The sequence below is a fragment of the Polynucleobacter sp. AP-Sanab-80-C2 genome (assembly GCF_035012965.1).
In the GTDB taxonomy this organism is placed as follows: Bacteria; Pseudomonadota; Gammaproteobacteria; order Burkholderiales; family Burkholderiaceae; genus Polynucleobacter.
Genome location: NZ_JAYGQS010000003.1, coordinates 263,555 through 277,005 on the forward strand (window position 1 = coordinate 263,555; position 13,451 = coordinate 277,005).

General features: G+C 43.9%; 13 protein-coding genes. 2 read left to right on the top strand and 11 right to left on the bottom strand.

Translation table 11 applies throughout. From position 1 onward, the window contains the following. Window positions 1–3: 3 nt before the first annotated feature. From VC178_RS06790 to VC178_RS06840, 11 genes are all read right to left on the bottom strand, one after another. Entirely contained in the window at window positions 4–762 is a 759-nt protein-coding gene (locus tag VC178_RS06790) for a class II aldolase/adducin family protein (RefSeq protein WP_323482002.1), read from the bottom strand. 4 nt (window positions 763–766) lie between these two features. Next, on the bottom strand, window positions 767–1,747 hold the full coding sequence (locus VC178_RS06795; RefSeq protein WP_323482003.1) for a tripartite tricarboxylate transporter substrate binding protein: 981 nt from the start codon (window positions 1,745–1,747) through the stop codon (window positions 767–769). Between the two features lie 30 nt (window positions 1,748–1,777). Then, window positions 1,778–2,821, bottom strand: a complete 1,044-nt coding sequence (locus VC178_RS06800) for an alpha/beta hydrolase (RefSeq protein ID WP_216124780.1) — start codon at window positions 2,819–2,821, stop codon at window positions 1,778–1,780. Between the two features lie 270 nt (window positions 2,822–3,091). Further along, window positions 3,092–4,051: a tripartite tricarboxylate transporter substrate binding protein gene (locus VC178_RS06805; protein WP_323482004.1), complete on the bottom strand. Its 960-nt coding sequence runs from the start codon at window positions 4,049–4,051 to the stop codon at window positions 3,092–3,094. Window positions 4,052–4,065: 14 nt separating this feature from the next. Then, window positions 4,066–4,956, bottom strand: coding sequence for a TauD/TfdA dioxygenase family protein (locus tag VC178_RS06810; RefSeq protein ID WP_215295588.1), 891 nt, complete (start codon window positions 4,954–4,956; stop codon window positions 4,066–4,068). Between the two features lie 59 nt (window positions 4,957–5,015). Continuing rightward, window positions 5,016–6,173 carry a mandelate racemase/muconate lactonizing enzyme family protein gene (locus VC178_RS06815; RefSeq protein WP_255535712.1) on the bottom strand — a complete coding sequence of 386 codons (1,158 nt, stop codon included), beginning with the start codon at window positions 6,171–6,173 and terminating at the stop codon, window positions 5,016–5,018. After that, entirely contained in the window at window positions 6,170–7,141 is a 972-nt protein-coding gene (locus VC178_RS06820; protein WP_323482005.1) for an NAD(P)-dependent oxidoreductase, read from the bottom strand. The genes VC178_RS06815 and VC178_RS06820 overlap by 4 nt, the downstream gene beginning before the upstream one ends. Then, on the bottom strand, window positions 7,134–8,045 hold the full coding sequence (locus VC178_RS06825; protein ID WP_255534207.1) for a fumarylacetoacetate hydrolase family protein: 912 nt from the start codon (window positions 8,043–8,045) through the stop codon (window positions 7,134–7,136). The genes VC178_RS06820 and VC178_RS06825 overlap by 8 nt, the downstream gene beginning before the upstream one ends. A 9-nt stretch (window positions 8,046–8,054) precedes the next feature. Beyond that, window positions 8,055–9,197 (bottom strand): mandelate racemase/muconate lactonizing enzyme family protein, encoded by a 1,143-nt coding sequence (locus VC178_RS06830; RefSeq protein WP_216177083.1) that lies wholly within the window; start codon window positions 9,195–9,197, stop codon window positions 8,055–8,057. A 24-nt stretch (window positions 9,198–9,221) separates the two neighbouring features. Continuing rightward, entirely contained in the window at window positions 9,222–10,202 is a 981-nt protein-coding gene (locus VC178_RS06835) for a tripartite tricarboxylate transporter substrate binding protein (protein WP_323482006.1), read from the bottom strand. 91 nt (window positions 10,203–10,293) lie between these two features. Beyond that, window positions 10,294–10,974, bottom strand: a complete 681-nt coding sequence (locus VC178_RS06840) for a GntR family transcriptional regulator (protein ID WP_323482007.1) — start codon at window positions 10,972–10,974, stop codon at window positions 10,294–10,296. Window positions 10,975–11,162: 188 nt separating this feature from the next. Here VC178_RS06840 and VC178_RS06845 point away from each other — a divergent pair, with 188 nt between their 5' ends. Beyond that, entirely contained in the window at window positions 11,163–12,317 is a 1,155-nt protein-coding gene (locus VC178_RS06845) for a lactonase family protein (protein ID WP_323482008.1), read from the top strand. Window positions 12,318–12,461: 144 nt separating this feature from the next. Beyond that, on the top strand, window positions 12,462–13,427 hold the full coding sequence (locus tag VC178_RS06850; protein WP_323482009.1) for a TRAP transporter substrate-binding protein: 966 nt from the start codon (window positions 12,462–12,464) through the stop codon (window positions 13,425–13,427). Window positions 13,428–13,451 lie beyond the last annotated feature (24 nt).

Sequence of the window (13,451 nt, forward strand, 5' to 3'; positions counted from 1 at the left end):
GGATTAATTTTTGTAGCCAGGATCTAGTTTTTCAATAATACGCAACATGGCAGGCCATTCCATTTCACCAAAAGGCCTTCTGACGTTGGGCTGATAGAGATGATGCGTCTTCTCTATCACCTCTTTTGAGGGCATGGTGAGCTTCACTCCTGAAGAGAGTGCATCCACCTGAGCTTTGCAGGCCATCTCCAACCAATATAAGGTATTAAATGCTTGCGCTACGCTAGGCCCTACTGCTAGCAAACCATGATTCCGCAAGATCATGGCGGTTTGATCGCCCAAGTCCGCCACCAAACGGGTTTGCTCACCAAGATCTATCGCAACACTACCGTAGTCGTGATAACTAATGCCATGAAAGCGCATGGATGTTTGCGTAATTGGTAAAAGGCCACACTCCATAGCAGAGACTGCCATACCAGCACGTGTATGCGTGTGAATGACACAGCTGACATTTTCTCTTGCACGGTGCACCGCACTATGAATTACATATCCTGCTTGATTAATACCAAAATCAGGATTGGGGTTATAAATTACTTCGCCATCTAAGTTAATCGTGACTAAATTAGAGGCGGTGACTTCGTTGTACATTAATCCATAAGGATTAATCAAAATATGATCGTCTTTACTGTCTGGAATTCTGGCAGTGATGTGGTTATAAATCAGATCACTCATTCCAAAATGGGCAACCAGTCTGTAACAAGCGGCTAAATCAACGCGTGCCTGGCGTTCTGCAGCTGAGACAACATAATTACTCTTAGTCATTACTTCATTGCTCCATTGGTTTGATATTGAAATCACGGATCAGCTTACCGGTATTTTCATTATCATTTTTTATGAATAGAGCAAACTCACCCGAGTTAGCTGACATCCGCACCTCAGCGCCACTTTTAGCTAACTTGGCACGGGTTTCAGGTTCCTGCAAGATTGCGTTGATTTCATTGAGCAAGGTTTTTTGAATCGCAGGCGGTAAGCCTAGTGGACCAAAGAGGCCGAGCCAAGCACCAATTTCAAAACCCGGAAAGCCCTGCTCTACTACTGTCGGTATTTCCGGGGCAAGCTCTGTCCTCTTCAGAGTCGCTACAGCGAGAGGCTTTAACTTGCCAGCCCTCACCATTGCAATGCTAGAAGAAAGCGTATCAAAGGTCACAGGTAATTGGCCACCAATCACATCTGCTTGCGCTTGGCTACTTCCTTTATAAGGAATCTGAGTCATTTCAACGCCAGCTCGTTTAGCTAAAACTGACATTACCAAGTTACTGGTTGCACCATTACCAGTAGAGCCATAGCTCACTGGAGTTGAACTCTTTTGTGCATTCGCCAAAAATTGCTGCAAGGTATTAGCAGGATCATTCGGGTTGACCACCATGAGATACGGCAACCATACCAACATGCCAATCGGTGTGAAATCAGTCAGCGGGTTATAAGTCAGATTCTTATAGATATGCGGATTAATTGACATGGGTGCAGATGCACTCACCAACAGGGTGTAGCCGTCTGGTTTCGCTTTCGCTGCAATGCCCGCACCAATACTGCCAGCAACACCTACTTTGTTATCTACTAAAAACTGCTGACCCATACGCTGAGAGAGTCGATCAGCCATGATGCGAGTCACAGTGTCTGTCCCTGTGCCCGGCGGAAAGCCAATGATGATCGTGACGGGTCTATCAGGATAGGCAGCTAAGGCTACTATGGCATTGCTAGCTAAAAAGACAAGTCCAAAAAACTTTATTAAGCAATTCAATTTCACGATGCCCCCAAATAGTTTCTATATTGATATTTATTTTTCTGGCTTAAATGTACTATCCAAAAACTCCTGGACACCAGTAAACATCAACATGCGATTCTTTTCCATAATGATGGTGTGAGTACCTTCGCTGATTTGCAACATGATTTTGTATGGTGCATTTTCTAGCTTAGTAAAGTACTCATACATCATGTAGCTTGGTAGGTCTGCATCCCACTCTGCGTGAACCAGCATGACTGGCACACGAATATCTTTAGGCTCATAAACCGGTATACCTGCTGTCCAGAACTCACGTGCATCCTGAACGGTACCATTGGGTGCACGCAGTTTTTTAGGACTCTGTGTTTTTCCCCAAGGATCGGTTTCAAAGGTGGCTGCAGCCCACTTCTCAAACCAGCCATCTGGAATCAATGTGGCTTTGGCACTCTCTGGCACACCAGTCAACCAACGATTCTTGGCATCGGCAACCGAAGCGACACGATATGCGCCTAAAGGACCGCCTTTGTCTGTTAATGGCGCACCGCCTTGACGTAACCATTGCGGTGCATACAGCACTAACTTGTTAACCTTTTGATTATTTTCAGCTGTGTACTTACCCATGATGGTGGTACCCCATGACCATCCAAGTAAATTCAACTTATTAATGTTGCGCTTCTTCAAGATGTAATCTACGGCACTGGATACATCACTTACGGCAACATTGGTACGGACTATCGGTGGATTTTGCTCAGCAGGTTGATCCATCTCTGGTGGACGGGTCGATTTGCCATAGCCACGCAAATCAACTAGCCAAACGTCATACCCCCTAGCAGCGATGTATTCCATCCATGATATGCCACCTAAAGATAAGTCAAACGCTGTCTCTGCGGGATAAGTTGAGCCATGTACATAAAGCAATGTTTTTTCAGGGGAAAACTTTTTCATTCCCGCTAAATGCTTATTGCGGACATACAGAGAAATACCGGGAGTATCACTCTGAATCATGTATTCATTCATCTCGATTTTGCCAGCAGCAAAAGCCTGAGAAAAACCCAAAAAAGCGAGCAGACCAAGGAATAACTGTTTACTTGATTTCATTACGTCTCCTGATACTTTTTATTGATATGTTTTATACGATGCCATGACCCTCGGCTTCTGACAAGCAGGGCTTTCACCATATTTTGACTATACCTTAGCTCAGGATAGTGGACTCAGAGTCCATGAGCACCACCTATACCGACAAGTGAGTGCAACGTAGTAGATATTTGGTGGAGTAGATTGGCAATAAAAAACCCGCTGAAGCGGGTTCTTGCTTAGGGAAACATCGTAATTAGTTAACTTACCTGTTACTCAGCAAGGATGATTTGATTATTCAGCGCTTATTTTCGCCGAACGTACAACTACACCCCATTTTTTAATTTCTGATTTTAGAAACCGGTCGGCATCGTCTGGTGAATTGCCAATCACCTCCGATCCGCCATCGATCAAGCGCTGACGAACCTCCGGCGTATTTAAGATTTTTACAATCTCAACATTTAATTTATTAATAATATCTTTGGGCGTCCCTGGTGGAGCAACAATCCCAAACCACGCAACAGCCTCAAACCCTTTTACCCCAGCCTCAGACAGGGTTGGAACATCTGGTAACTGTGGGTGGCGCTTGGATGTAGTAACGGCAATAGGAATCAATTTTCCACTTTTAAAATGGGGCATCAGTGCTACTAAATTATCAAACATAGCCTGAATTTGTCCACCCATAAGATCTAGATGCGCTGGTCCAGAGCCCTTGTAGGGCACGTGAACCATATTAATGCCGGCATCTAACTTCAACTTCTCAGCAGTGACGTGATGAGAGGTGCCCATACCTAGTGACCCAAAGTTTATTTTTCCTGGATTAGCTTTTGCATACTCAATAAACTCTCGGGCATTTTTTGCAGGAAAGTCTGGGTTTACTGCCAGGGCTAGAGCGGAGTTTGTAAAAACGGTAATTGAAGTAAAAGCTGCCGTGTCATATTTCAAATTAGGATATGCACTAGCGCCAATTGGTAATGCTGCTGTAGAGATCAGGAGGGTATAACCATCGGGAGCGGCCTTAGCTACATAATCATTAGCGATAGTACTTCCAGCCCCAGCACGATTTTCAACTAGGAATGGCTGCCCCATAGCAAGCGTTAATTTATCAGCAACACTTCGAGCTACCGTATCCGAAGCGGATCCAGGAGCAAATGGAACAATCATCTTTACGGGTCTGGATGGATATACATCCGCAAAAGATGAATGTGAATAAATGAAAGTAATTACAAGAAGTGTCTTCAATATAGTTGACATAGAGATCGGACTTTTCATGATTCAGCAGTCGCAGTCATTAATTCTCGCTCCAGAGTTGTCGTTCTTCTTAAATCTCTTCGAATGGATAAATCATAGCGAGTACCGCGGTGAAGAGTAGCCCTGTTATCCCAAATTACATAATCTCCAGGACGCCAGTCATGCGCATAGACATACTTCGCTTGAGTTGCATGCTCAATCAATTCCGCTACCAATAATCTACCTTCAGGAACAGACATACCACTCACCTCGGATATATGAACACTAGGAAAGAGAACTTTTCTACCAGAACCAGGATGAGTACAAACCAAGGGGCGCTCAACTGGTGGAAATTTAGAAAGTTGCTCTGGTGTGTAATCCTTATCACCCAAGAGAATTCGTGAATGAAAAGCAGAATGCCATCCCGTTCTTTTTTCTACATGTCGTTTGGTTGATTCGGGCAAATCATCCCAAGCAGCCCTGAGGTCTGCCCACTGCGTTTGCCCTCCCTCATCAGGAACGACTACGGCTGATAGCATTGAATATTTCACTGGCAGGTCTTGAAATGAACTATCGCTATGCCATAGCTGGTTTGCAAGAACGCCAATGAGTTTTTTATTATCTTTATCAGCAACAGAACCATCCATTGCAACATTGCCGATATCAATGAGCTGATCATACTTAAAGCGCGTTGGCGCTCCAGTAGCCTTGCGCAGTCCTGAGTCAAGAGGCCCAAACTGGATCGAGAAATCAATCTGCTCATCTTGTGTTAGCGGTTGATCTCTAAAAACCAATACTGCATATTGATTCATACCATCATCAATAGCTTTGATAGTTTGCTCATCCAAAGGGCGTCTCAAATCTATTCCACTGACCACACCAACAAAATTTGGATTTGTAGGATTTTGGGGATTTATCACCAGGCTCATTTTGTCTCCATTTTTACCGCTTCACGAGTAAAGAATAGTTAATTATTAACTTCTCAAGATCAAATGTAGCAAGGCCCATCAATTAATGGGTGATCTTTTACAAAATCTAGGTTTATCTTCATCCCGATTCCTATGCCCTCATATGGTTTCACATATCCCTCTGAATCAAGCTCATAGGCAGCTTTATCCATCATCTCATCTCTAAAGGGGTTTAGTGAAGTGACGTCTCCCTCAAAATATCCAGGATTATCAATAGCGGATAGAAAATGAATGGTCGTCCCCATATTGATTGCGGTAGCAGAAGTATGGGGATTAATGGTTAATTTGTTAGCACTCGCCATAGCGGCAATTCTCATGGACTCAGTCACACCGCCCGTTTTTGATAAATCCGGTTGAATAAACTGCACGTCGCCATCGTCCAATAGCGTTGAGAAATCGTAGCGGGTGTAGTGATTTTCTCCAGCCGCAAATGGGACTCGACCTAAACTACGCGCCATGCGATAGGCTTTTCTGTCCTGCGGCGGAAATGGCTCCTCCAACCAACTCACTCCAGCCTCATCAAATGCAGGCATCACTCTGCGTACATCTGCCAATGTGTAATTAGTATTAGCATCAACCAGTAAATCAATATCACTGCCTACCGCTTTACGAACAGCCATGACTCTTGCAATATCTTTCTCTGCGGTATCTCCCACTCGCAACTTCAATGCGCGGTATCCTGTCGCCACATGCTCTTGCGCCTCCTTAGCCAAGGATGCTGGCTCTTGCCAACCCAATGCAATGCCACCTGCATAGGCTTTAATCTTTTTAGAGGCGCCGCCTAACATCCGATACAAAGGTTGTTGCATGATTTGAGCGCGTATATCCCAGAGTGCAATATCAATACCACTCAAAGCCAATACCGCAGCTGCGCCCATCCCATGGCTAGAGATTTGCATTTTATAAACTCGGGCCCAGATGCCATTAATATCCATCGCATCACTATTGAGAACCAACTCCCGCATCGTTGTATCAATCAGCTTTGCAATTGCACCTGGAGCACGTCCATGATGCGCCTCACCCCAGCCAATATGACCATCTTCAGTTTCGATGCGAACAATTACTGAGTCACGTTTTACACATTTACCAATACCGAGTCGTACAGACTTATTTTCGGGGACAGGAAAAGAAATAGGTACAGCCTCTAACTTAACAATACGCATTGGATTACTTGTCATAATTTTCTCAATGAAGGAAATACTTCTGGGTTAACAACATTATCGGGACGATGTCCATTCAGAATAGCAAGAATTGTCTTAACAGAGCCCTCGCTCATGCCGCGCATGCTACTAGCAGTAATTGAAGCTATATGGGGAGTGAGCAATAAATTTGGACAATCAAAGACAGCCTCCTCTCCAGACAGGGGCTGCTGATCATGTACATCCATCGCCGCACCCGCAATTGCATTCGTTCTGAGTGCATTGATGATCGCCTGCGTATCCACCACTGGACCTCGGGCAATGTTAATGAGGATAGCATTAGACTTCATCATAGAAATTGAAGTTTGATCCACCAGTCCACGCGTTTCTTCATTTAAGGGGCAGCAGACTACTATCACGTCCGATTGAGAAAATAGCTCCGCTTTTGTAGCTGAGCGAACTTCACTTGGTAGCGCCTCTGGTCGTCTAGTAAGTGCAATGGTTTTCATTTGTAAACTAGTTGCTGCATTTGCTAATTTGCTACCTATAGCCCCAAAGCCAATAATTCCTAAGGTTGTATTAGCTATCTCGGTTGAAGGATCTGCTAGCGGACGCGCTTTTGCCCATCCCTGACTACGTAACTGGGAATCAATGAAATCTAGGCGACGACGGAAATGAAAAATGACGGCCAGGCAATACTCAACAACCGCATTTGTATTGGAACCTGGCAAGTTGGCAACCAGTATCCCTTTCTTAGTGGCGGCATCAACTGGAATGAAATCTAATCCTACGCCATGGCGCACTACCACTTTTAGTTGCTGCGCATGATCAAAAATATCTTGAGACAACTGACAACGAACAATTAAGCCATCACAATCCGATATCAGTCTTTTTAATGTCTCGGGCTTTGCGTCTGGAGCCACGACCACATCACATTCTTGGATGAGCGACTGATGGCACTCAGGATGTATTGGGTTGGTTAAAAGAACCTTAAATCTTTTACTCAAGAAATGGCACTCCCTTTTTAATTGGATTATTTAGTGCTCCTAAGCCCTCAAGCTCTATATGGACAGTTTGCCCAGGTTCAAGCCATGCAGTTGGCTGATGCACCATCGCCAGTCCTGCTGGAGTTCCTGTTGCGATGATATCTCCAGGCTCAAGTGGCATTTGCTTAGAAATATAAGAAATTAATTCTGCGATTTTGAAAAGCATCGTGCCGGTTGTTCCATTCTGTAACAACCTACCATCCACATCCAATTTAATTTGAATACCATAAGGATTTGTTACCTCATCAGCCGTAACTAGAAAGGGTCCAAAAGGAGCAGAAGCGGGCATATTCTTACCCCTAACAAAGTTACCGTTATCTTGCTTGATCATGCCACTACCGCTGATATCGTTATGTACTGTATAACCCACCACACAAGCCATCGCATCTTTTGGCTCTATGAACAAAGCCCGTTTACCAATAATGACGGCCAACTCCGCTTCGTAACCTACGTTACCAACATCCGGCGGAATCAAGATGGGATCATTGGGTCCTATAACGGTATTTCCAGAGCGAATGAAAATAACAGGCTCAGTTGGATAAGGCATTGAACGCTCATCTAATGCATCGGTAAAGTTATATGCGGCACCAACAATCTTTCCTGGGTTAGGAATTGGAGAGCATATCGAAATGGAATCCATATTCACCACGGCATCCTGGTCATACCGACCACTCTCAATTTTGTTGGTGATTTTCTTGGTGATCGATGGCAAGCCTGCCTTGACCATCTCGAGCAAACTAAGGCTGACTCCCCCCACAATGTCACTGCAACTTGCATGTGAAAGATCAAGAACACGCAAAGAGTCCTTCAGCAGAACACCTACTTTGGGTGCTTGACCATTTGCTATAAATGTTAAGTAACGCATAACAGGGGCCTAGGCTACTCGATATTGATCAAGAATATGACGATTGATTTCAATACCAAGACCCGGGCCCTTAGGTACGCTTACCTTGCCATTGTGCTGAACAATAGGATCAACTGATAATAGATCACGGAATGGATTTTCACATTGCTCAAACTCGAATAATGGCGGGTTGCCTTTAAAGCTAGGGGGCTGATCTGGAAGCGCTGCCAAGAAATGTAAAGTGGCAGCCACCCCAATCACCGATCCCCAGGCATGCGGAACGCACTCCACTCCATGCGCACTCGCAAGGGTTGCAATCTTGCGACACTCACTGATACCGCCGGCAGCACAAACATCTGGCTGCACAATATCCATCGCCTTGCGTACAACAATATCTCTAAATCCCCAACGGGTAAATTCATTTTCACCCCCCGCTACAGCCATATCAAGGGCACGAGTAACTTCGACATAACCATCTAAATCCTCAGGAGAGATGGGCTCCTCAAACCATTCAATATCTAACTTCTCAAGCTCTCGACCAATCTTGATGGCTTGGGGTACGGTAAAACAGTGATTAGCGTCAACCATGAGTCGCATATCATCTCCTACTGCTTTTCGAACCGCCTCTACTCGTCTGATATCTAGCTTTAAGTCACCTAAACCAATTTTCATCTTGATAGCAGTAAAGCCATTGTGCTTAAATTCAATCGCCTCTTCCACTGCCTCTTCGATCAAGCGATCCATATCAATAAAATATAGACCTGTAGCATAAGGTGTTACCTCATCACGATAAGAGCCGCCAATTAACTTATGAATTGGCTTTCCGCAAGACTTGCCAATAATGTCCCATAGGGCAATATCAATTCCGCTAATAGCCGAAATTGCCATACCGGTAGTGCCGTAATCTTTAATGCGGTTATAGAGATCTTCCCAGATCACTTCGACGTCAAAAGGATCTCTGCCGATAATGCGAGGACCAAACTGAGTATCAATAAATGCTTTTGATACAGCAGACGGCCCATAACACTCTCCCCAGCCCACTATGCCATCGCTTGTTTCAATCTCAACAATGCACGATCCCCTGGTTTTATAAATCCAACCTCTAGAGGAGGTAAAAGGCTTTTCTACTGGAGCGGAAACAACATGACAGCTTACTTTTTTAATTTGACTCATCAAGCTTCTTTCAATTTCAGATCATTATTTTTTTTCAGAAAATACTTTTTTTCCAACTTCAGCCAAAGTATTTGTCACGGCAGTAATTTCAGCGCCCAAAGCTTTCCCAGTAAGGCTGTCGACTCGCGCACCACCATCTTCAGATGCCGCCTTAAAACGGGGATCCTGAATCGCCTTATTAAAAATAGCAATTAATTTTTCTTGAATTTCTGGTGGAGTCTTTGCGGGAGCTACAAGATATGCCATTTGCACTAATGGTCCATATGGAAAAACGTTATAACCCTTCTCCTTAAAGGTAGGAACATTGGGCATTGATTTAATTCGCTCATTTGCAAATACACCTAAAGGCATCACCATATTGGAGTCAATCTGCGCTTTACTTTCAGACGGTTTTAATACTGCTGCATCCAGTTGTTTACCAGCTAAATCAATAATGACTTTAGCGCCACCGGTATAGGGAACGGTAATAATTTCTGAGTTGACAACATTTCCCGTCATCACTGCAAATATATGATTTAAATTATTACTACCAGGTGTGCCAATCGATATCTTCCCCGGTTTCTTTTTAACCATTGCCTCAAAACTATTCAAGTCTTTAGTTGGGCTATCTTTAGGAACAAGCAGTAGCAATTGATCTGTGGTCACTCGCGCTATTGGTGAAAATTGCTCGTTTTTCAGCGGCGTTAAGCCCTGCGCAATCATTGCCATCGTAGAGCTAGTGCCCATGCCGATGGTGTAGCCATCAGGTTCTGCATTGGCAACTTTAGTCATGCCGATAGTGCCAGTTGCACCGGCAACGTTGTCCACGACTACTGTGATTCCCTCATCAGCCATAATTTTTGAAATCAGTCGGGCAGAAATATCGTTTGACCCCCCAACATTCCAGGGCACTACTAACTTTATCTCCCTAGCCGGGAAATCAGCAGCCATGGCAGATCCAAAAGCTGCAAAAACACCCAAAGTAGATGCCACCATTGCACTGAAAACGGTTTTAAATGCCTTCATATTCACTCCTTTCGCTTCGCAATATGTCAATGTTATAACAAATAACATTCATGAGGGGAAAACACTATTAACCCTTATTTAAACAACGGAACTAATCTAGCAAATTACAGATATCCAGTCGAGCACTATCAATATCAGCACGAATAGCTTGGGCAACCCCAACACCATCACCCTTTTTTAGCGCATTTAGAGCAGCCAAATGATGTTTGTGTCTTTTTTGACCGGGCTTATACTCCGGTAGCGCAAGATTTAAGGTAGGCCCACAGCGCAGCCAAGCGCCTTCGATTGCCTGCAAAAGGATAGATTGCTTGGCTAACTTATAAATCCCAAAATGAAACTTGTAGTGAGCATCCAAATAAGAGGCTAGATTTCCGGTTTCAGCCAAATCTCTCATCTGAGTCAACAGTTTTGCAATTTCAGCGATTTCAGCTTTGCTTGCATTTTTTGCAGCCGCTTCAGCTGCCAAGGGCTCCAAGCTACTGCGTATCGACATCAGTTGATCAAACTCATTAGCATTCAAGAGGGGTACTGATGCACCCCCACCTTGGCCAACCCCACCTCTTTCAAGTACATTTTCAGCAGCCAAGCGATTCACAGCATCACGAACAGGCGTAAGACTAATGCCGAGATCCTGAGCCACCTTTCTTAAAATGATACGCTCTCCAGGAACAAACTTACCAGCTAACAATGCACTTCGTAAAGACAAATAAGCCTTATCCCAAAGAGTATCTTTGTTGATTAATTTAAGGCCGCCCTTTGAGTCACTTGGCATGAGGAGTTTTTTCGAAGAAATAGAGGTAAGGGTTAATATAAATCAAAATCTCAACGTTATTTAAAGTAATCCACTAAAAACATCCAAAAGGGTTAGCATAAACCCAGAACTAAAACAGGGAAGATACCAATACAAAATACTGCTACAACATCTAATATCAAATAGCTAAAAAATAAATGGGAGACAACATGAATAAAAAAACAATCTTCAGAAATCTGGCGCTTGCAACAACAAGTTTAGTAGTGACAACCAGCGCTTATTGCGCAACTTATGTTTACATTTCCAATATTGAGGATGCTGACATCACAGCATATGAACTCACGGCTGGGGTAAGTCCCCACTTAACTTCAGTCGGTCGTTTCCCCGCTGGAAAATTTGTGATGCCCATGGCGGTGACACCAGATAATAAAAATTTGTATGCCTCTGTGCGCTCCAAGCCCTTTTCTTTATACATGTATCAAATTGATCAAGCCAATGGACAGCTGAAATGGACTGGTGCAATCCCATTGCCCGACAGCATGGTTAGCGTCTCGACTGATAAAACCGGCAAATGGTTATTGGCTACCTCTTTTGGAGGCCACAACAATAGCGTTAACCAAATTCAAGCAAATGGTTACGTCAATCCCGTTCCAGCTGAGGCCTTCCCAAGTGGTGGAAAGAATCCGCATGCGATCGTATTTGATCAGTCCAATAAGTTTGTTTATGTTCCACAACTAGGTACCGATGAGATCAAAATTCATAGCTTTAATGCCTCTCAAGCAAAGCCCTTATCAGAGACAGCCAGCTCAGTAGCACTTCAAAAACAACAGGGGCCAAGACATATCGTCATTTCGGCGGATAATAAATTCGCTTATGTCATTACTGAGATGACTGGTGAAGTAATTGTTTTCTCTAGAGATATCAAGACAGGAGCCTTAACTCAAATTCAGGCTGTATCCAGTCTGCCAAGTGATAGCAAGTTAGTGCCAGGTAGACCAAGACCTCCTACCGGATCCCCAGAAGCCACTGCTTTTGATGATTCCAATATGATCTTCTGTGCCGAAATTAAACTGACACCTAACGGCAAATTTCTCTATACATCAGAGAGAACAAAAAGCACTTTAAGCGGCTTTGAAGTGGACACCCAAACTGGCAAAGTAAAGTATCTATTTACCACCCCGACAGAGGAAATGCCTAGAGGATTTAATGTTGATCCGAGCGGACAATTTTTGGTTGCTACAGGCCAGAAATCTGACAAGGTTTCCCTTTACTCTATCAACCAATCCTCAGGCGAGCTCGCTCTGATTGAGAGAGTTCCTGGAGGCAAAGGGGCGAACTGGGTCACTTTTGTAAAAACGAAATAAGCTTCAGAATTCTTTTCTTGATTAAGACTAAATACCGCCTGCGGGCGGTATTTTCATCAGACTAAAGGTGACATCATGAAAGTGATAAACAATAGAAAACGTCAATTTTTACAATATGGGGCTAGCCTGATAGGTGCCTCGGCTGTGAGTAGTATCAGCCAACCCGCTTACTCTCAAGGGGCAAAATGGGTAGGCTCGCAGTACCATAATCAACCTGCAATCAGCCACCAACATTCTTTTTTGGTGGATATGTGGTCTGCTGTCGCTCGTGAAACCAATGGGCAATTACAAATTACGGTTTATGCCCAGAACAATCAAATTCCAGGATCAGACCCGCAGGCCTTAGATATGCTGCAGCGTGGAGATCTGGAGTTCTTTACCCTCATGGGCGGAATCTTAGGAAAAGTAGTGCCCATTGCAGAGATCCAAGGCATCCCCTTCGCTTTCCAAAATAATGCTCAGGTCTATGCTGCTAATGACGGATCCCTAGGTGAATACATCGCAAAAGAATGCGCAGCCAAAGGAATCTATCGATTTCAATACGGACTACTAGAAAATGGATTTAGGCAAATTGGAATGATTGATAAGGCAATCTATACTCCAGCCGATTTATCTGGAATGCGCATTAGAGTTCCCGATGGTGAAATGTTTCGCGATCTATTTAGCTCTCTTGGGGCAACACCTGTCACCGTAAATATTCGAGAACTCTATGAATCAATGAAGACTCGTAAGGTTGATGGACAGGAAAATCCTCTCGTCATCACTGAAGTCAATAAGCTGTATGAGGTCAGCAACAATCAATCTATTACAAATCACATGTGGTCTGGATTTAATCTCTTGGCTAATCAGAAATTCTGGAAATCGCTGCCAGGTGACGTTCAAGAAGTAGTTCTCAGGAATGTCAAAAAATATGTTTCCCTACAAAGAACCTATACCAATAATTTAAACAAGCAACTTGAGGTCACTCTTACAGAGCGTGGTCAAAAATTCAATCGAGCCAATATCCAAAGCTTTAAAGATAGGCTAGGTGATGGCTTCTACGGAAGATGGCGCGAGCATTTTGGAAAAACGGGTTGGAACCTATTAGAACAATCTGTTGGAAAGTTATGAATAGGCTCTAAACTCTAAAATAGT

Bases quoted from the DNA above. Each gene is read 5' to 3' on its own strand.
- VC178_RS06790 (WP_323482002.1), bottom strand. From the start codon at position 762: ATGACTAAGAGTAATTATGTTGTCTCAGCTGCAGAACGCCAGGCACGC.
- VC178_RS06800 (WP_216124780.1), bottom strand. From the start codon at position 2,821: ATGAAATCAAGTAAACAGTTATTCCTTGGTCTGCTCGCTTTTTTGGGT.
- VC178_RS06805 (WP_323482004.1), bottom strand. From the start codon at position 4,051: ATGTCAACTATATTGAAGACACTTCTTGTAATTACTTTCATTTATTCA.
- VC178_RS06810 (WP_215295588.1), bottom strand. From the start codon at position 4,956: ATGAGCCTGGTGATAAATCCCCAAAATCCTACAAATCCAAATTTTGTT.
- VC178_RS06815 (WP_255535712.1), bottom strand. From the start codon at position 6,173: ATGACAAGTAATCCAATGCGTATTGTTAAGTTAGAGGCTGTACCTATT.
- VC178_RS06825 (WP_255534207.1), bottom strand. From the start codon at position 8,045: ATGCGTTACTTAACATTTATAGCAAATGGTCAAGCACCCAAAGTAGGT.
- VC178_RS06830 (WP_216177083.1), bottom strand. From the start codon at position 9,197: ATGAGTCAAATTAAAAAAGTAAGCTGTCATGTTGTTTCCGCTCCAGTA.
- VC178_RS06835 (WP_323482006.1), bottom strand. From the start codon at position 10,202: ATGAAGGCATTTAAAACCGTTTTCAGTGCAATGGTGGCATCTACTTTG.
- VC178_RS06840 (WP_323482007.1), bottom strand. From the start codon at position 10,974: ATGCCAAGTGACTCAAAGGGCGGCCTTAAATTAATCAACAAAGATACT.
- VC178_RS06845 (WP_323482008.1), top strand. From the start codon at position 11,163: ATGAATAAAAAAACAATCTTCAGAAATCTGGCGCTTGCAACAACAAGT.